The sequence below is a fragment of the Pseudomonas sp. O230 genome (assembly GCF_045447035.1).
GTDB lineage: Bacteria > Pseudomonadota > Gammaproteobacteria > Pseudomonadales > Pseudomonadaceae > Aquipseudomonas.
This window is the reverse complement of sequence record NZ_JBJGXN010000006.1, coordinates 443,999-463,426: the sequence shown is the minus strand read 5'-3', so window position 1 is coordinate 463,426 and position 19,428 is coordinate 443,999. Positions and strand designations below refer to the sequence as shown.

Annotated in this window: 13 protein-coding genes and 1 riboswitch; of the genes, 11 read left to right on the top strand and 2 right to left on the bottom strand. The window is 59.7% G+C overall.

From position 1 onward, the window contains the following. Nucleotides 1-7 precede the first annotated feature (7 nt). Nucleotides 8-4,723 carry a dermonecrotic toxin domain-containing protein gene (locus ACI77H_RS15760; RefSeq protein WP_407012695.1) on the bottom strand — a complete coding sequence of 1,572 codons (4,716 nt, stop codon included), beginning with the start codon at nt 4,721-4,723 and terminating at the stop codon, nt 8-10. Nucleotides 4,724-5,011: 288 nt separating this feature from the next. Here ACI77H_RS15760 and ACI77H_RS15755 point away from each other — a divergent pair, with 288 nt between their 5' ends. The 7 genes from ACI77H_RS15755 (at nt 5,012) to astE (ending at nt 12,807) form a co-directional block, all read left to right on the top strand. Continuing rightward, nucleotides 5,012-6,232 (top strand): aspartate aminotransferase family protein, encoded by a 1,221-nt coding sequence (locus ACI77H_RS15755; protein WP_407012694.1) that lies wholly within the window; start codon nt 5,012-5,014, stop codon nt 6,230-6,232. Nucleotides 6,233-6,455: 223 nt separating this feature from the next. Then, a complete protein-coding gene (aruF, locus tag ACI77H_RS15750; RefSeq protein WP_407012693.1) occupies nt 6,456-7,475 on the top strand; it encodes an arginine/ornithine succinyltransferase subunit alpha in 1,020 nt (339 codons plus the stop codon). Between the two features lie 70 nt (nt 7,476-7,545). Continuing rightward, entirely contained in the window at nt 7,546-8,571 is a 1,026-nt protein-coding gene (gene astA / locus ACI77H_RS15745) for an arginine N-succinyltransferase (RefSeq protein ID WP_407012692.1), read from the top strand. Then, the gene (astD, locus tag ACI77H_RS15740) at nt 8,568-10,037 is read left to right on the top strand and encodes a succinylglutamate-semialdehyde dehydrogenase (protein ID WP_407012722.1); all 1,470 of its coding nucleotides are present in this window, start codon (nt 8,568-8,570) and stop codon (nt 10,035-10,037) included. Before astA ends, astD begins: the two co-directional genes overlap by 4 nt. 92 nt (nt 10,038-10,129) lie before the next feature. Next, entirely contained in the window at nt 10,130-11,476 is a 1,347-nt protein-coding gene (gene astB, locus ACI77H_RS15735) for an N-succinylarginine dihydrolase (protein ID WP_407012691.1), read from the top strand. Nucleotides 11,477-11,496: 20 nt separating this feature from the next. Continuing rightward, nucleotides 11,497-11,784: a hypothetical protein gene (locus tag ACI77H_RS15730; protein ID WP_008033108.1), complete on the top strand. Its 288-nt coding sequence runs from the start codon at nt 11,497-11,499 to the stop codon at nt 11,782-11,784. A gap of 12 nt (nt 11,785-11,796) precedes the next feature. Next, a complete protein-coding gene (gene astE / locus ACI77H_RS15725; protein ID WP_407012690.1) occupies nt 11,797-12,807 on the top strand; it encodes a succinylglutamate desuccinylase in 1,011 nt (336 codons plus the stop codon). Nucleotides 12,808-12,936: 129 nt separating this feature from the next. On the opposite strand, the gene ACI77H_RS15720 is transcribed toward astE, so the two are convergent. Beyond that, nucleotides 12,937-13,446 carry a 6,7-dimethyl-8-ribityllumazine synthase gene (locus tag ACI77H_RS15720; RefSeq protein ID WP_407012688.1) on the bottom strand — a complete coding sequence of 170 codons (510 nt, stop codon included), beginning with the start codon at nt 13,444-13,446 and terminating at the stop codon, nt 12,937-12,939. Between the two features lie 102 nt (nt 13,447-13,548). After that, nucleotides 13,549-13,719: riboswitch (FMN riboswitch) on the bottom strand. A gap of 197 nt (nt 13,720-13,916) precedes the next feature. On the opposite strand from ACI77H_RS15720, the gene ltaE reads away from it, so the two are divergent. The 4 genes from ltaE (at nt 13,917) to csrA (ending at nt 19,395) form a co-directional block, all read left to right on the top strand. Then, entirely contained in the window at nt 13,917-14,921 is a 1,005-nt protein-coding gene (gene ltaE / locus ACI77H_RS15715; RefSeq protein WP_407012687.1) for a low-specificity L-threonine aldolase, read from the top strand. A 146-nt stretch (nt 14,922-15,067) separates the two neighbouring features. Next, nucleotides 15,068-17,686, top strand: a complete 2,619-nt coding sequence (gene alaS / locus ACI77H_RS15710) for an alanine--tRNA ligase (RefSeq protein ID WP_407012685.1) — start codon at nt 15,068-15,070, stop codon at nt 17,684-17,686. 89 nt (nt 17,687-17,775) lie between these two features. Then, nucleotides 17,776-19,017, top strand: coding sequence for an aspartate kinase (locus tag ACI77H_RS15705; RefSeq protein ID WP_031319071.1), 1,242 nt, complete (start codon nt 17,776-17,778; stop codon nt 19,015-19,017). 189 nt (nt 19,018-19,206) lie between these two features. Continuing rightward, on the top strand, nt 19,207-19,395 hold the full coding sequence (gene csrA, locus ACI77H_RS15700; RefSeq protein WP_003178872.1) for a carbon storage regulator CsrA: 189 nt from the start codon (nt 19,207-19,209) through the stop codon (nt 19,393-19,395). The last annotated feature ends 33 nt before the right edge of the window (nt 19,396-19,428 follow it).

Here is a 19,428-nt window from a genome sequence, read left to right as displayed (position 1 = left end):
GGGCGCCTTACTCGTCGACTTCGGACCCCTCCGTGGATGAAAGCTGCATCTCACCTCGATTGATCACATCTTCCACATTGAAATCCGTGCCCGTGCTCTCGAAGTAGTCGATTAGCCGTAACACGCTTTCCTCGGAAAACGGATTGCCTCGAAGGTTGATGTTTTCTGCCACTTCCACGGGCACTTCCATGATGTCGCTCGGGATGTCGGTGATGGCGTTATCGCTCAGGTCGGCCCAATCCAGTTCCTCCAGCTGCAGCAGGCCCCGGGGCACTTCGGTGATGCCGGTATCGGCAAAGAGGACGGTGGCGAGCCCCTTCATTTGACTCAGATCGGGCGTTTGACCCAAAGGGTTGAGGCTCAGATCCAGATAGTCCAGCTGCTCCATTCCCGCCAATGCGTTTGCCGACTCCGCTGACAAAGTGATGCGACAGTCGTACAGCGACAGTGACCGCAGTCGACCCATCTTGAACACCGCCTCGGGAAGGGTGCCGAGGTCACACTCACGCAGTCTCAGGCTTTTGAGGTTGGGGAAGACGTCGAGGAAGCGTCCGATCCGGGTCACGCCATCGACACTTTGCAGCTCCAGCGCCGAGACATGGCTGAAGTCGGCGCTGAGGGTTGGCAACTCTCCCGTTATTCGCGAAGTGATGACCAGATCAAACGTTGGTTCGAGCGAATCATTGAAATCGTCCAGGTCGCTTTGATGCCGCCAGCATTGCTGCAGTGTTTGCATGAATTCATCGCGGTTGGCGTGCTCGACAAACAGTTGGCGTTCATTGAACGGTTCGCCCGTGCGTGGGTGGAGCGGCGGCAGGTCGGCGGTCCATGCCGCCAGGTCGTTGCTCAACTTGGCGAGCTCTGCTTCCAGCCTGGTCAGTTCTATCCGGCCCTCTTCCAGGGTCCCGGGTAATTCGTAGACGAACTCGCTGGCCTGCTCGACTTCCATGTTCGGGTAAAGCGCCCTGACACGCTCGATATCTGCCTGTGGGGCATAGACGCCCAGATCGTATGAGGTTTCGAGGTAATGCAGCTTGATGCGTTGTCGAACGCTGTCGATGAGCGGGTTATCCGACAGGTGCACGCCGCGCTTGTCGTAGACCGTGCTGTCGAACAAACCGGCAGGCAGCTCGGTGATTCGGTTATTGACCAGCATCAGCGTGTTGAGCTTGGGATGCGTGATGGCGCTGGCGGGGATTTCCGTCAGACCGGTTTCGCTCAGGTCCAGGTGCACCAGCTCCGTAAATGCGCCGACATCGGGTACTGCATCAACCGGATTGCGGAACAGGTCCAGCATCACCAATTTGTTCAATGAGGACATTTTTGACCAGGCGTCGGCGTCAAACCTGATCGCGCAGTCGTGGAGCAGCAATGCATCGAGGTTGGTCATCCGTGGAATGGCCTCGGGCAAGGTGCTTAGCGAGAAGCCCCGTAAGTCCAGGCGACGAAGGTTATTGAAACGTTGCAGAAACCCGTGAATGCCTTGCTCTGCGCGACTGCCTTCAAGGGCAAGCAGGGAGACGTGGCTGAAGTCCGCCGTCAGAACCGGCAGGTCACCCAGAATCGGATCCGCGAACCGCAGTACGTATCGGTCGCTGTTGTCCGCAGAGTCCAGGTCCCGGTCTGACTGCCTGCGCCAGCTGCGCTGGATTTCCTGAGCCAGCAACCGTCGATTGTGCCGCTGGGCCTGTTGTTCCAGTTCGTTCAATGGAAGCCTGGTTTCGGGGTGCACGGTGGGGGCTTCGTTCATCCAGGTGCGCAGATCCTCATGCAGTCGTTCCATTTCATTGCTCAGGCGCGAAAGCTCCACGCGAGCGCCATCGGGGTGGCGTTGCAAGCGGGCGACGATGGCGCGGAGTTCATCCTGGGGCAGGCTTGGATACACCTCGCGTACCCTGTCATTGAGTGTCGGTGTCGGGCGACCGATTCGGTGGTAACCCTCGGTTCCTCCGGGCAGGCGCATGGTCGTCGGGTCATAGAAGGGTTTTCGATTGGGGTGTTTGGCCAGTAGCGTGCGCAACTCCGGTTTGTTCTGTGCTTGCCGGACGATGCGTTGTTTGAGTATCGGGCCGTCTTCGGCAGAAAGGCCCATCGCGGCGCGCTCCGTTTCAGGTAATGCCTGAAGGATGGCCTGATAAAAGTTGCCCGCCAGCTCAGTGTTTTCATGGGCGTTGTAAGTGCCGTCTTCGCCGTACACCAATGTCCTGAGGAGGCGCGCGTCGGGCTGGCCGATGCTGTCGCGCAGCGTCCCTTCATGGGAAAACTCCCTGACTTCGATGCGCAGGCGAGCGGGCCAGCCGGACAGTGACTCAAGCGTGTGCAGGGCCAGACGATGGGTGTCCGCCGTCTCCATGCCCTCCAGATAAAACCCCTCATAGGCTCTGGCGATACGCACCGCGTCCATGGCTTTGAGCGCTACATCCTTGAGCCGTTGCGGCAAGCGTCCGCTGTGCATTTGTTTCAGCTCGGTGCCGGTTGCGTTGCTCACCAGTTCTTGTGCGATGTCCGTGGGCAATCCGCGTACTTCGCCTTGCAGCAGTTGAACGTGGCGGTCGTCGGTTTTTTCGAGTTCGCGGTAGCGCGACTGGAACAACGATGAGCGCTGATTCAGCGCCTGATAGCGGTCGGGATGTTCGCTGCCGGTCTGCTCGACCAGTGCCTGAATGTCGCGGTCAATTTTGAAGCGCTTGATCGTGTCGGTCAGTAGCGAAGGCGGGCGCTGGTTCTCGACGTGGATTTCGCGCAACACGTTGTCGTGAAAACCGCTGATCTGCAGGATTTGCTCGCGCTCGGCAGTGTTGAACGACTCGACGCTCTGGCCGATTCGGCGCAGCACGGTTTGCCGGTCCCAGGTCAGCGGTCGCTCCAGCATGGTCTGCCAGGCGCCATGATTGTTGTGGCGCAGAGCGGGCTGATAGGCATCGGCCCGGTTCGGGTGTTGAATCTGAAAGCGGCCAGTCTTGCTGTCCGGTTTGATCGAATAGAGCTTGTCTTCAACGCGAACCAGCGTTTTGCCCTCATGCTGATACACGCCGAGATGATCGCGTGTGGCAGAGTCCGGCAAATCAACGGACTGTTCGTAAGGGGTCAGATCCGGTTTCCAGTATCGGGTTTTGCCGGTGGCTGTTTCGACCGGTTTGAGCGGGGAAATCAGGGTCACCGCCTCGCGAGACATGAGGCCATTGAACGCATTGGCCGCCATGACACCGCCCACCGCGAAAGTTCCGAGTTCAACCACCGTCTCAACGATCGTCATCAAGTGTCCGAACGCTTCGGTTTTCAGGCCTTCGGCCCAGTCAATGATGCCTTCGAACGTGTCGTCGAGCACTTGATAGGCCATGTAGCCCAGCATGACTTCGCCCAGAAGCGGAACAAAGGGCAAGGCAACGAACGATGCCACTTCAAGGATCTTTTTCGCGACATTGCTGAAGGCGTCCCACGCCGCCCACCTTGCCGTTCGGTCGGCACTGGCGGTAGAGACCGCGAGGCTGCGTGCGTCATTGAGGATCTTGTTCGATTGCTGCTGGTAAAGATGCGTCCACAGATCGTTTCTGATCGAGCTCACCGAGAACTGCAGGTTGGGCTTGTCGATGGGGGTGTCGCGCCAGCTCGGCAGCGGATCACCTTGCTGGTGTTCATGCCAGGTGACCGCGCTGAGGCGGGTGTTGAGGTCGGCGAAAAAGTGCCCTCGTTCCTGATGATCGATGAACCGGCTGAAGAACGCCTGATAAGCAGGGGCGCGCAGTTTGCGGGTCAGCTCGGCCATGAACGCCTGGGTGTCGGGGTACTGTTTGAGCGGATGTTCCGGATCGTCGGGGATGTAGGCGATGATCCGCGAGCGTTGGGAGGTGAGATCAAGTCGCGGCGCGAAAATGACGATGCCGGTCAGCAATGAAGACATCAGGCTCAGGTCGTGACAATGCAGTCGCCAGTTATCCAGTCCGACGTTTTCGCGGCCCTCGATGATGTCGAGAATCGACTGATTGGCATCCAGCGGCAGGTCGCCCCGGACCTGGGCCATATGCAGGGCTGAAAGCAGGGCGGCCTTGTGCGTCTTGATCGCGCTCGACTTCAACACGGCCTCGGCTACCGAATTGTTGAACCCCAGATTTTCTTTGAGGTGGGCCTGGTATCGACCACCGATATCCAGCTCCCTGCACAACCGCGTGAAGCTCTGAATGGACAGTTGGCGTTTGATCGTCGGCAATGTATCGAATTGACCTGTGGGCGAGGGTTCGGTGATGAATGTCGAAGTTGATTCGTAAGCCTCGGCTTCGGTTTCCGAATCCTGAAAGTTGTGCAGGGCAGCGTCGAGCAGCGATACCGTCCAGGTGCGCGCGGCACCGGTCTTGATCGGGAACCACGGGATGGTCTGCGGGATGTACAGGCGCAGGAAGGTCGTCTTGACGTCCAGGTCCAGTCCGTACCGGGTTCTCAATGCGTCTTGCAGAAGCGGTTCGGCAAAGTCCCGGGCGTTCTGCAGTTTATCCAGCATGGATTCCAGTTGATTGCGCTGGGTCAGGTAGTGCGTGTTGGCTGTTTTCAGGGCCTGATGCTGCTGACGGGTTGCTGTGGTGTGCCAGTCAGGAATATCCAGCCGCGCGCTCTTGAGCGCGCGCCGGGTGACGGGCGATGTTGTTAATACCCAGTCGGGCAGATTGTGGAAAACATGCTGAAAATGCGTGTCTGGCTGAGCCGTAAGCTCGGGTTGATGCTGGGTCATTGCGCTAATCCCTTAGCGTTTGGATGGAAGCGCAGCAAAACAGACGATGAAGCATGGCGTGCGGTACATAATTACCGCTTCGCTTCACAAGCCTGCCTGTAACCTGTGCCTCCGGTTTAAACTGCGCCTTTGCGACGCTATATGTCGCATTGCCGTAAACCCGGGAAAATCCGGGGTTTGCGCTATAAGAAGTTGTCGCTTGGCGGCAAGGCCGGGCTGAAAACTGTCCTTACAATCCCCCTCATCGCTCGCCAGTTTCAGGCGAGTGTTCCTTTTCAGGAGACTCCGATGTCCGTTGAGCACGCTGCGGTAGAACGCGCCGATTTCGACCAGGTAATGGTTCCCAACTACGCGCCTGCCGCCTTCATTCCTGTGCGTGGCGCCGGTTCCCGCGTCTGGGACCAGTCTGGCCGCGAGCTGATCGACTTCGCCGGCGGGATTGCCGTCAACGTATTGGGCCATGCGCACCCGGCGCTGGTCGGTGCCTTGACCGAACAGGCGAACAAGCTGTGGCACGTGTCCAACGTGTTCACCAATGAGCCGGCCCTGCGCCTGGCCCATAAGCTGATCGACGCCACTTTTGCCGAGCGCGTGTTCTTCTGCAACTCCGGCGCCGAAGCCAACGAGGCGGCTTTCAAGCTGGCCCGTCGCGTCGCTTTCGATCGTTTCGGGACCGAGAAGTACGAAATCATCGCCGCGCTGAACAGCTTCCACGGCCGTACCCTGTTCACCGTGAACGTCGGTGGCCAGTCGAAATACTCCGACGGCTTCGGTCCGAAAATCACCGGCATCACCCACGTTCCTTACAACGATCTGGCGGCTCTTAAAGCCGCCGTTTCCGACAAGACCTGCGCCGTGGTGCTGGAACCGATCCAGGGCGAGGGCGGCGTAATGCCGGCCGAATTGGCTTACCTGCAAGGCGCCCGCGAACTGTGCACCGAGCACAACGCACTGCTGGTGTTCGACGAAGTGCAAACCGGCATGGGCCGCAGCGGCAAGCTGTTCGCCTACCAGCATTACGGCGTGACTCCGGACATCCTGACCAGCGCCAAGAGCCTGGGCGGCGGTTTCCCGATCGCGGCGATGCTGACCACCGAAGACCTGGCCAAACACCTGGTTGTCGGCACTCACGGCACCACTTACGGCGGCAACCCGCTGGCGTGCGCTGTCGCTGAAGCCGTGATCGACGTGATCAACACCCCTGAAGTGCTGGCCGGCGTCAACGCCAAGCACGACAAGTTCAAGGCTCGCCTGGAACAGATCGGCGAGAAATACGGCCTGTTCACTCAGGTGCGTGGCCTGGGTCTGTTGATCGGCTGCGTCTTGAGCGATGCCTGGAAAGGCAAGGCCAAGGACATCTTCAACGCCGCCGAGCGTGAAGGCCTGATGATCCTGCAAGCAGGCCCGGACGTGGTCCGTTTTGCGCCAAGCCTGGTGGTTGAAGATGCGGACATCGACGAAGGTCTGAACCGTTTCGAGCGCGCTGCGGCAAAACTGACGCAAGCCTGATAGACCCTTCGACGCCTGACCCTTCAGGCGTCGAACCCAATTTTTATGCCGGACCGGATCAAATGTGGGAGCGGGCTTGCTCGCGAAAGCGGTGGGTCAGACAACTGCAATGTCGACTGATACACCGCTTTCGCGAGCAAGCCCGCTCCCACATTAGTCCGAGTGTCTTCAATGACTGCCCGGTTATTTTTCCTGAAGTGTTAGATGAGAAAGGAGTGACACCATGCTGGTGATGCGCCCCGCGCAAATGGCTGATCTGGGCGAGGTACAGCGTCTGGCTGCGGACAGCCCGATTGGTGTCACTTCCTTGCCGGATGACGTTGAACGCCTGAGCGACAAGATCGCCGCGTCTGAAGCCTCGTTCGCCGCCGAAGTCAGCTTCAACGGTGAAGAGAGCTATTTCTTCGTCCTCGAAGACACCACCACCGGCAAACTGGCCGGCTGCTCGGCCATCGTTGCTTCGGCCGGTTACTCCGAGCCGTTCTACAGTTTCCGTAATGAAACCTTCGTGCACGCTTCCCGCGAGCTGAAGATTCATAACAAGATCCACGTGCTCTCCCAGTGCCACGACCTGACCGGCAACAGTTTGCTGACCAGTTTCTACGTGCAGCGCGAGTTGGTGGGGTCGCCGTGGGCCGAACTCAACTCCCGTGGCCGCTTGCTGTTCGTAGCGAGCCATCCGGAACGTTTTGCCGATTCCGTGGTGACCGAGATCGTCGGTTACAGCGATGAAAACGGCGACTCACCGTTCTGGGACGCCATCGGTCGCAACTTCTTCGACCTCAACTACGCCGAAGCCGAGCGCCTGTGCGGTCTGAAGAGCCGGACGTTCCTCGCTGAGCTGATGCCGCATTACCCGATCTACGTGCCGCTGCTGCCGGACTCCGCGCAAGAAGCGATGGGCCAGGTGCACCCCCGGGCGCAGATCACCTTCGACATCCTGATGCGCGAAGGCTTCGAGACCGATCACTACATCGACATTTTCGACGGCGGCCCGACGTTGCATGCCCGCGTTTCGGGGATCCGTTCGATTGCCCAAAGCCGCGTCGTGCCAGTGAAAATCGGTGAGCCAGTCAAGGGCGTTGGCCGTCAGTACCTGGTGGCCAATGCGCAGTTGCAGGATTACCGCGCCGTGTTGCTCGAGCTCGATTACGCGCCGGGCAAACCCGTGACCCTGGATCTGGAAGCGGCCGAAGCCTTGGGCGTCGGCGAAGGTGCGAGCGTGCGCCTGGTAGCGGTTTAACGACTGCTTTTATTGCCTGAAAAGCAGAGAGTTTCGCGGGTGGCGCAAGCGGCCCGTTTGAGGAGATAGCATGATCGTTCGTCCCGTACGCAGCAGCGATTTACCCGCTCTGATCGACCTGGCCCGCAGCACCGGCACCGGCCTGACCACGTTGCCAGCCAACGAAGAACGTCTGGCCCACCGGGTCGGCTGGGCCGAGAAAACCTTCCGTGGCGAAGCCGGGCGGGGCGATGCGGACTACCTGTTCGTGCTCGAGGATGATGACGGCCGCGTGGTGGGGATTTCCGCCATCGCCGGTGCCGTTGGCCTGCGTGAACCCTGGTACAACTTCCGGGTCGGCCTGACGGTCAGCGCGTCGCAAGAGCTGAACATCTATCGCGAAATTCCGACGCTGTTCCTGGCCAACGACCTGACCGGCAACTCTGAATTGTGCTCGCTGTTCCTGCACGCCGATTACCGCACGGGCCTCAACGGTCGCATGCTGGCCAAGGCGCGGATGCTGTTCATCGCCGAGTTCCCGCAGCTGTTCGGCAACAAGATCATCGCCGAGATGCGCGGCGTGTCCGACGAAGCCGGGCGTTCGCCGTTCTGGGAAAGCCTCGGTCGTCATTTCTTCAAAATGGAATTCAGCCAGGCCGATTACCTGACCGGCGTGGGCAACAAGGCGTTCATCGCCGAATTGATGCCGAAATTCCCGCTGTACACCTGCTTCCTGTCGCCGGATGCGCGCAACGTGATCGGTCAGGTACACCCCGACACCGAGCCCGCGCTGTCGATGCTCAAGAGCGAAGGTTTCAGCTATCAAGGCTACGTCGATATCTTCGACGCTGGCCCGGCGGTGGAATGCGAAACCAGCAAGATCCGCGCCGTGCGCGACAGCCAGGCGCTGGTGTTGGCCATTGGCACGCCGGGTGACGACGCCACGCCGTTCCTGATTCACAACCGCAAACGCGAAGACTGCCGCATCACTGCTGCGCCAGCACGCTTCGCCGCCGGCACGTTGGTCGTTGATCCGCTGACCGCCAAACGTCTTCAACTCAACGCCGGCGATCAAGTGCGCGCCGTTCCGTTGTCTGCTGCCAGGGAGTCGAAATAATGAATTCGCTATACATCGCAGGTGAGTGGCTGGCCGGTCAGGGTGAAGCCTTCCAGTCGCTGAACCCGGTGACCCAGCAAGTGCTGTGGGCCGGCGAAGGTGCCACCGCCGCCCAGGTTGAGTCGGCCGTGCAAGCTGCGCGTCAGGCGTTTCCGGGTTGGGCCCGTCGCACCCTGGACGAGCGCATTGCGGTGCTGGAAGCCTTTGCTGCCGCGCTGAAAAACCACGCTGACGAACTGGCGCGTTGCATCGGTGAAGAAACTGGTAAACCGCTGTGGGAATCGGCGACTGAAGTGACCAGCATGGTCAACAAGATTGCGATTTCGGTGCAGAGCTACCGCGAGCGCACTGGCGAGAAGAGCGGCCCGCTGGGCGACGCCACTGCCGTGTTGCGCCACAAACCGCATGGCGTGGTCGCGGTGTTCGGTCCTTACAACTTCCCGGGCCACTTGCCGAACGGTCACATCGTGCCGGCCCTGCTGGCTGGTAACAGCGTGCTGTTCAAACCGAGTGAGCTGACGCCGAAAGTCGCCGAGCTGACAGTCAAGTGCTGGATCGAAGCGGGCCTGCCGGCCGGCGTGTTGAACCTGCTGCAAGGCGCTCGCGAAACCGGTATCGCCCTGGCGGCGAACCCGGGCATCGACGGTCTGTTCTTCACCGGTTCGAGCCGTACCGGCAATCATCTGCACCAGCAGTTTGCCGGTCGTCCGGACAAGATCCTTGCACTGGAGATGGGCGGTAACAACCCGCTGGTGGTCGATGAGGTCGCTGATCTTGATGCCGCGGTTTACACCATCATCCAGTCGGCGTTCATTTCTGCCGGTCAGCGTTGCACCTGTGCTCGCCGCTTGCTGGTGCCGCAGGGCACTTGGGGCGACACGTTGCTGGCGCGTCTGGTGGCGGTCAGCGCGACCATTGAAGTCGGTGCGTTCGATCAGCAACCCGCGCCGTTCATGGGCTCGGTGATCTCCCTCGGTGCCGCGAAAGCCTTGATGGACGCGCAGGAACATCTGCTGGCCAACGGCGCCGTGACGCTGCTGGAAATGACTCAGCCACAGGCGCAAGCCGCGTTGCTGACCCCAGGCATTCTGGACGTGACCGCAGTGGCTGACCGTCCTGACGAAGAACTGTTTGGCCCGTTGCTGCAAGTGATCCGCTACGCTGATTTTGAAGCGGCGATCGCTGAAGCCAACGACACCGACTATGGCCTGGCGGCCGGTTTGCTCTCGGATTCCGAAGCGCGTTATCAGCAGTTCTGGCTGGAAAGCCGCGCCGGTATCGTCAACTGGAACAAACAGCTGACCGGTGCCGCGAGCAGCGCACCGTTCGGCGGCGTCGGCGCCTCGGGCAACCACCGCGCCAGCGCCTACTACGCGGCGGATTATTGCGCGTACCCGGTGGCCTCGCTGGAAACGCCGAGCCTGACCTTGCCAGCGGCCCTGACGCCTGGAGTGAAGATGGCGTGATGCCCATCGCCAGCCTGCTGGCGATGGCCGCAACGCGGTCTTACTGAATAGTTACTGAAGCCATAACAACAGATTCTCGTGGAGCCTCGCTGATGAAATCCTATGAAGTCAATTTTGACGGTCTAGTGGGGCCGACCCATAACTACGGCGGTCTGTCCTACGGCAACGTCGCGTCCCAGAGCAACAGCCAGCAGTCTTCGAACCCGAAGGAAGCCGCGCTGCAAGGCCTGGCGAAAATGAAAGCGCTGATGGAAATGGGCTTTCAGCAAGGCGTTCTCGCTCCGCAAGAGCGTCCTGATGTCGCTGCCCTGCGTCGCCTGGGCTTCAGCGGCACCGACGCGCAAGTGATCGAACAAGCGGCCAAAGACGCGATGCCATTGCTGGTCGCCAGTTGCTCGGCGTCGAGCATGTGGGTGGCCAACGCCGCCACGGTCAGCCCGAGCGCCGACACCGCCGACGGTCGCGTGCATTTCACCGCCGCCAACCTCAACTGCAAATACCACCGCAGCATCGAACACCCGACCACCAGCCGCGTGCTGGGCGCGATGTTCGCAAATCAGAAGCACTTCGCTCACCACGCGGCGTTGCCGGCCGTGGCGCAATTCGGGGACGAAGGCGCAGCCAACCACACGCGTTTCTGCCGTGAGTACGGTGAGGCCGGCGTCGAGTTCTTTGTGTTCGGTCGCAGCGCGTTCGATAACCGCTACCCGGCACCGCAGAAGTACCCGGCGCGCCAGACCCTCGAAGCCTCGCAAGCCGTTGCGCGTCTGCACGGTTTGAGCGATGACGGCGTGGTCTACGCCCAGCAGAATCCTTCGGTGATCGATCAGGGCGTGTTCCACAACGACGTGATCGCGGTGGGTAACGGCGAGGTGCTGTTCTATCACGAGGACGCGTTCCTCGACACCGAGCAGATGCTGGCCGAGCTGCAAAACAAACTCGCCAAGGTCGGTGGGAAATTCCAATCGGTGTGCGTACCCCGTTCGGCGGTTAGCGTCGAAGACGCGGTGCGTTCCTACCTGTTTAACAGCCAGTTGCTGACGCGTCCTGACGGCTCGATGCTGTTGATCGTGCCGGAAGAGTGCCGTGGCAACGAACGCGTCTGGCAATACCTGCAAAGCCTGACCAGCTCTGGCGGCCTGATCCGCGAAGTCAAAGTTTTTGATTTGAAGCAAAGCATGCAGAACGGCGGTGGCCCGGCGTGCCTGCGTTTGCGCGTGGCACTGAATGAAACCGAACTGGCGGCCGTCAACCCAGGCGTTATCATGACGGCACCGTTGTACGGCACGCTGACCGAATGGGTCGACAAGCACTACCGCGACCGCATGGCCGAAAACGATCTCGCGGACCCGCAATTGCTGCTTGAGTGCCGGACGGCACTGGATGAACTGACGCAAATCCTTAAACTGGGCGCGGTTTATCCATTCCAGATCAATTGAACGTCGAGAGCGTAAAACACATGAGCGATACCCTGCAGCTGATCCTTGAAGACACCGACGGCACGCAACTGGAAACTTCCTGCACCCGCGTCGCGGTCATTTGGCAAGGCAAAGAGCTGTGGATTCAGCACGACGGCCGCGGCCAATTGCTGATCGGCGTGGACGTCGAAGAAGGTGACGCCGAATACGCCAACCTGCTGCTGCGCCCATTGGCGACTAATCTGGTAAGTCTGCAACTGGAAATGGAGCCGGCTGAAGTCGGTGACGAAGACCACGTGCACGGCCCGGATTGCGCACACGACCACTAAGGAAACCGCTCTATGCTCGCCCTCGGCAAACTGCTTGAACTGACCCTCGCCGGCCGTGAACCGGCGGAGAAGACTCAACTGACTGTCGAAGGCGTGCGGATGCGCTGGTTGAGCGAAGGTGCGCTGGAAGTCCGGCCACCTGAGGCGCGCGACAATGGTCTGGACCTGCTGCTGTCGGCGGGCATCCATGGCAACGAAACAGCGCCGATCGAGTTGCTCGATCGCCTGTTGCATGACATCGCTCGCGGCGATTTGAAGCCGCGTGCACGTATTCTGTTCCTGTTCGGCAACCCCGAAGCGATTCGCAAAGGCGAGCGTTTCATCGAACAGGACGTCAATCGGCTGTTCAACGGCCGTCACGAACAAACCAGCGGCTCGGAAGCTCTGCGCGCCTGCGAGCTGGAACGGCTGGCCGCCAGTTTCTTCAGCCTGCCGGACCGCAAGCGCTTGCATTACGACCTGCACACCGCAATTCGCGGCTCGAAGATCGAGCAGTTTGCGTTGTATCCGTGGAAGGAAGATCGCCAGCATTCACGTCTGGAGCTGGCTCGCCTGCGTGCCGCCGGCATGGAAGCGGTGCTGCTGCAAAACAAGCCGTCCATCGTTTTCAGCTCCTACACCTACGACAAGCTGGGTGCCGAGTCTTTCACCCTGGAGTTGGGCAAGGCGCGGCCGTTCGGGCAGAACGACGGGGTCAATGTCGATCTGCTGGAAACCCGACTGAAGCAGATCATCGAAGGCACCGAGCCGCCGCTGACCGAAGCATCACTGGACGGTTTACAGTTGTTCAGCGTGGCACGGGAAATCATCAAGCACAGCGATAGCTTCCGCATGAACCTGCCAGCGGATATCGAGAATTTTTCGGAACTGGAAGTGGGTTATCTGCTGGCCGAAGACATCGCCCAGACCCGCTGGATCATCGAGGAAGAGGGCGCCCGGATCATCTTCCCCAACCCCAAGGTGAAAAATGGCCTGCGCGCCGGCATCCTGATCGTGCCGACTACCGACGAAAACCTCGCCTGATCACGATTTCAAACACAATGTAAATCCTTGTGGGAGCGGGCTTGCCCGCGATAGCGGACTGTCAGTCGATAACGATGGTGCCTGACACTCCGCCATCGCGGGCAAGCCCGCTCCCACAGGGTTTCGGGTTTAGACCGCTACCGCACGCGGCTCGCTGCGACGCAACGCTCGCATCTTGTGCAGCGTATCCGCACAGGTCTTCGCCGCTTCCTGACCCTTGTGCACAAAGTGCTCGAAGAAGAACTTCTGGTGTTCTTCGCCGGCGTGGAAGTGGTGCGGTGTCAGGGACACGGAGAATACCGGCACTTCGGTTTCCAGCTGAACCTGCATCAGGCCGCTGACCACCGACTGGGCGACGAACTCGTGACGATAGATCCCGCCATCCACCACCAGGGCTGCCGCGACGATGCCGGCATAACGCCCGGTCTTGGCCAGCAGTTTGGCGTGCAAGGGCATTTCAAAGGCGCCGCCGACTTCAAAGAAATCAATGTCGGATTCGTGATAACCCTGGGCAATCATCTCGGCGACGAAGCCCTTACGGCTCTGATCGACGATTTCCTTGTGCCAGCAGGCCTGGATGAACGCAACGCGCTCGCCCTGATGGTGTTTGCTTTTGCTGTCGATTGCGGTGGGTTGCATGTTCTGACTCCTGTTTATGTAAAAAACAGGGCATATGAATCGAATGGGATTTAAGGGTACGTACGCTCGCACGAATGCCTGCGGACGGCCCTTTGGCGCCAATCCCGTTCTCTCTTCATCCGGACTATGACCGTCGGCCCCGGGATCACACCGGGTCTGCTGACCTTGTCGCCAGTCACCGCCGAAGCCGTGCTGTCGCCAAGCGCTCGCGGGCTATGCGCGTTGCGCGCAATTACCGCCGGTGGGGAGTTGCACCCCGCCCTGAGAACGTTTTGCCGACAGATTGTCTGGCGGCGCAGCGTTTTTAACACATATTTGTGCGCTGTGCATTGCTGCGATCTGATGATTGTTATCGACTTTTTCACTCACTTGACCGGCCTTTTCCTCGCCCAAGGGTTGATTATTCGTCGTCATGACCGCAGTAATTCCATTCTGAAAGGGATTTCCCCCTGCTAACCGAGGCCAGATTCATGAGCGTTATCGATCTTCGCAGCGACACCGTCACCCAACCGACTCCAGGGATGCTCGACGCGATGGCCAGCGCGGCCACCGGTGACGATGTCTACGGGGAAGATCCGACGGTCAATCATCTGGAAGCCGAGTTGGCGAAACGCCTGGGTTTTGCCGCGGCGTTGTTCGTGCCGACCGGCACCATGAGCAACCTGCTGGGCCTGATGGCACACTGCGAGCGCGGCGATGAATACATCGTTGGCCAACAGGCACACACCTATAAGTACGAAGGTGGCGGCGCGGCGGTGCTCGGTTCAATCCAGCCACAACCGCTGGAAGTGCAGGCAGACGGCTCACTGGACCTGGCCCAGGTGGCGGCGGCAATCAAACCGGACGACTTCCATTTCGCCCGCACCCGATTGCTGGCACTGGAAAACACCATGCAGGGCAAGGTGCTGCCGCTGGAGTATCTGGCCCGGGCTCGCAGCTTCACTCGCGAGCACGGGTTGCAACTGCACCTCGACGGCGCACGCCTGTATAACGCGGCAGTCAAACTGGGTGTCGATGCCCGGGACATCGCGCAGCACTTCGATTCTGTTTCGGTCTGCCTGTCCAAAGGCCTGGGCGCGCCGATCGGTTCGGTGTTGTGCGGCTCGGTCGAGTTGATTGGCAAGGCGCGCCGTTTGCGCAAGATGGTTGGCGGCGGTATGCGTCAGGCCGGGATTCTGGCAGCGGCGGGGTTGTACGCTCTGGACAATAACGTTCAGCGTCTGGCCGACGACCATGCCAATGCGCAGTTCCTCGCGGACGGACTCCGAAAAGCAGGTTACGAAGTCGAACCGGTGCAAACCAACATGGTTTATGTGCAGATGGGCGACAAGGCCGAGGCGATCAAGGCCTTTGCCGCCGAGCGCGGGATCAGGCTCAGCGCCGCCGGCCGCCTTAGAATGGTCACGCACATGGACGTCAGCCATGCGCAAATCGAGCAAGTCATCGCGACATTCGTCGAGTTTTCGCGCAACTGACTGCGTTAGCCGTCCAATTGACCGTTTCTATCGTATAAACACGCTGTACCCCGCGCGCTGGGCCGATATAATGCGGCCCTTTGCCGTCGCTTCGTCTGTTGACGTTTCGCACAGGCCTTTGGCCGCAGCCTCCGTGGAAGAACCTAATGAAAAGCGCAGAAATCCGTGAAGCCTTCCTTCGCTTCTTCGAAGAGCAAGGCCACACCCGTGTAGCCTCCAGCTCTTTGATTCCGGGCAACGACCCAACCCTGCTGTTCACTAACGCGGGGATGAACCAGTTCAAGGACTGTTTCCTGGGCCAGGAAAAACGTGCGTACACCCGTGCAACCAGCAGCCAGAAATGCGTGCGTGCCGGTGGCAAGAACAGCGACCTGGAAAACGTCGGTTATACCGCTCGTCACCACACGTTCTTCGAAATGCTGGGTAACTTCAGCTTCGGTGACTATTTCAAGCACGATGCGATTACCTTTGCCTGGACCTTCCTGACCGGCGTCCTGAAGCTGCCGAAGGAAAAACTCTGGGTCACTGTCTACGCCTCTGACGACGAAGCGTATGACATCTGGACCAAGGAAGTCGGCGTTCCGGTCGAGCGCATGATCCGCATCGGCGACAACAAAGGCGCGCCGTACGCGTCGGACAACTTCTGGACCATGGGCGATACCGGCCCGTGCGGTCCTTGCACTGAAATTTTCTACGATCACGGCGACCACATCTGGGGCGGTCCACCGGGCTCGCCAGAAGAAGACGGTGACCGTTACATCGAGATCTGGAACAACGTGTTCATGCAGTTCAACCGCACCGCCGATGGCGTGTTGCATCCGTTGCCTGCGCCGTCGGTTGACACCGGCATGGGCCTGGAGCGGATCAGTGCGGTGATGCAGCACGTCAATTCCAACTATGAAATCGATCTGTTCAAGAACCTGCTGAGCGCTTCGGCGGAAGCGATTGGCTGCGAAAATGGCGATCAGTCTTCACTGAAAGTTGTGTCCGATCACATTCGTTCGTGCGGTTTCCTGATTGCCGACGGCGTGCTGCCGTCCAACGAAGGTCGCGGCTATGTGCTGCGCCGGATCATTCGTCGTGCGTGCCGTCACGGCAACAAACTGGGCGCGACCGGCAGCTTCTTCTACAAGATCGTCGCGGCGCTGGTCGCCGAGATGGGCGAGGCGTTCCCGGAGCTCAAGCAGCAACAGGCCAACATCGAGCGCGTGCTCAAGGCCGAAGAAGAGCAGTTCTCCAAGACTTTGGAGCACGGGCTGAAGATCCTCGAGCAGGATCTGCTGGAACTCAAAGGCACCGTGGTGCCGGGCGACGTGGTGTTCAAGTTGTATGACACCTACGGTTTCCCGATGGACCTGACCGCTGACATCGCCCGCGAACGCAACCTGACCGTCGACGAAGTCGGCTTCGAGCGCGAAATGGAAGCCCAGCGCGTGCGTGCCCGTTCCGCCAGTTCGTTCGGTCTGGACTACAACAGCCTGGTCAAGGTTGACGTGGCAACCGAATTCACCGGCTACAAGGCCACCAGCGGTTCGGCGAAAATTGTCGCTATCTATAAAGAAGGCAAGTCCGTCGACGTCTTGAGCGAAGGCGAAGAGGGCGTGGTCGTTCTCGATCAGACCCCGTTCTACGCTGAATCCGGCGGCCAGATTGGCGACTGCGGTTACCTGCAATCGAACAACGGCCGTTTCGACGTGCGCGACACCACCAAAACCGGCGGCGCGTTCTTGCACCACGGTGTGCTGGCGTTGGGCAGCCTGACCGTCGGTTCGCCGGTCGAAACCCACGTCGAAGCCGACGTGCGTCACGCGACATCGCTGAACCACTCGGCAACGCACTTGCTGCACGCTGCATTGCGAAAAGTGCTGGGCGATCATGTTCAGCAGAAAGGCTCGTTGGTCGACAGTCAGCGCCTGCGCTTTGACTTCAGCCACTTTGAAGCCATCAAGCCTGAGCAGTTGAAAGCGCTGGAAGACATCGTCAACGCCGAGATTCGCAAGAACTCCGCGGTTGAAACCGAAGAAACCGACATCGAAACCGCCAAGAAAAAAGGCGCCATGGCGCTGTTTGGCGAGAAGTACGGCGACAACGTACGCGTGCTGAGCATGGGCGGTGATTTCTCCGTCGAGCTGTGCGGCGGGATCCACGCCAACCGTACCGGCGACATCGGTCTGCTGAAAATCATCAGCGAAGGCGGTGTGGCTTCCGGTGTGCGTCGTATCGAAGCGGTCACCGGCGCCGCGGCGCTGGCATACTTGAACGCTGCCGAAGAACAACTCAAGGAAGCGGCCAACCTGGTCAAGGGCAGCCGCGACAACCTGATCGACAAGCTGTCGGCTGTGCTGGAGCGCAACCGTCTGCTGGAGAAGCAACTCGAGCAGTTGCAGGCCAAGGCGGCCAGCGCGGCGGGCGACGATCTGTCGGCCTCTGCCCTGGACGTCAAAGGCGTGAAAGTGCTGGCCGTGCGTCTGGACGGTCAGGACGGCAAGGCGCTGCTGGCGCTGGTCGATCAACTGAAAAACAAACTCGGCCGCGCAGTGATCCTGCTCGGCAGTGTCCATGAGGAAAAGGTCGTTCTGGTTGCAGGCGTAACCAAAGACCTGACTGGCCAACTCAAAGCCGGTGATTTGATGAAGCAAGCCGCTGCGGCAGTGGGCGGGAAGGGCGGTGGTCGTCCAGACATGGCGCAGGGCGGTGGTACTGACGCTGGCGCACTGGATGCCGCATTGGCCCTCACCGTTCCATTTGTAGAGCAGGGTTTATAAGGCAGCGTCTCCGGCCCGCAGTCTAGTGGCGGGCCGGAACTGTTTGAGTGATTATTTGGGCGCCCTTCATGGGCAGAGGCGGCTTTGAAATGGCTTTGATCGTACAGAAATTTGGAGGCACCTCGGTCGGCACTGTCGAGAGAATCGAGCAGGTCGCCGACAAGGTTAAGAAATTCCGTGATGCCGGCGATGACCTGGTGGTCGTGCTGTCTGCAATGAGCGGCGAAACCAACCGTCTGATCGATCTGGCCAAGCAAATCAGTGGCGATGGCCAGCCGGTTCCGCGTGAGCTGGATGTGATCGTTTCCACCGGTGAGCAGGTGACGATTGCCCTGTTGGCCATGGCGCTGATCAAGCGCGGCGTGCCAGCGGTGTCATACACCGGCAATCAGGTACGGATCCTGACGGACAGCGCGCACAATAAAGCGCGTATCTTGCAGATTGATGACCAGAAGATCCGTGGTGATCTGAAAGCAGGTCGCGTGGTGGTTGTCGCCGGTTTCCAGGGCGTCGACGAGCACGGCAACATCACCACCCTCGGGCGTGGCGGTTCCGACACCACCGGCGTGGCGCTGGCGGCGGCCTTGAAGGCTGACGAATGCCAGATCTACACCGATGTCGACGGCGTCTACACCACCGACCCGCGTGTGGTGTCCGTGGCCCAGCGCCTGGACAAGATTACCTTCGAAGAGATGCTGGAAATGGCCAGCCTCGGTTCCAAGGTGTTGCAGATCCGTGCGGTCGAGTTCGCCGGCAAGTACAACGTTCCGCTGCGCGTACTGCACAGCTTCAAGGAGGGTCCCGGCACCCTCATTACTATTGATGAAGAGGAAACCATGGAACAGCCGATCATTTCCGGCATCGCTTTCAATCGCGATGAAGCCAAGCTGACCATCCGTGGCGTGCCAGACACCCCGGGCGTGGCATTCAAGATTCTCGGCCCGATCAGCGCCGCGAACATCGAAGTCGACATGATCGTGCAGAACGTTGCGCACGATAACACCACCGACTTCACCTTCACCGTGCACCGCAACGACTTCCAGGCCGCGCAAACCGTACTGGAAAACACCGCTCGCGAGATCGGTGCCCGTGAAGTCGTTGGCGACATCAAGATCGCCAAGGTCTCGATCGTCGGTGTCGGCATGCGCTCCCACGCAGGTGTGGCCAGCCGCATGTTCGAATCCCTGGCCAAGGAAAGCATCAACATCCAGATGATCTCGACGTCGGAAATCAAAGTCTCCGTGGTGATTGAAGAGAAGTACCTGGAACTGGCTGTGCGCGCTCTGCACACGGCTTTCGAACTGGACGCGCCTGCCCGTCAGGGTGAGTGATGCGTTTACCGAAGGGCGCGGTCTGACCGCGCCCTTCGTCTTTTTTGAATGGCGCGACCCAGGACTCTGTTCTTTTGCTCGCGCTGGTCAATACTCAGGCATGTAGGGCTGCGATCGTAACGGTTGTAGGTCGAGTGCCTTTTTTTTGCAGACTGTTGTCCCTGAACTGTAATGCGTGAGGAGAAAGGTATGCTGATTCTGACTCGTCGGTGCGCAGAAAGCCTGATTATTGGTGATGGCGAAATCACCGTGACCGTGCTCGGCGTTAAAGGAAATCAAGTGCGTATTGGCGTTAACGCGCCTAAAGAGGTTGCTGTTCACCGCGAGGAAATCTACTTGCGGATCAAGAAAGAGAAGGACGACGAACCAAGCCATTAATTTTTATCGTTTTTTATGTTTGCAAACGGGGAA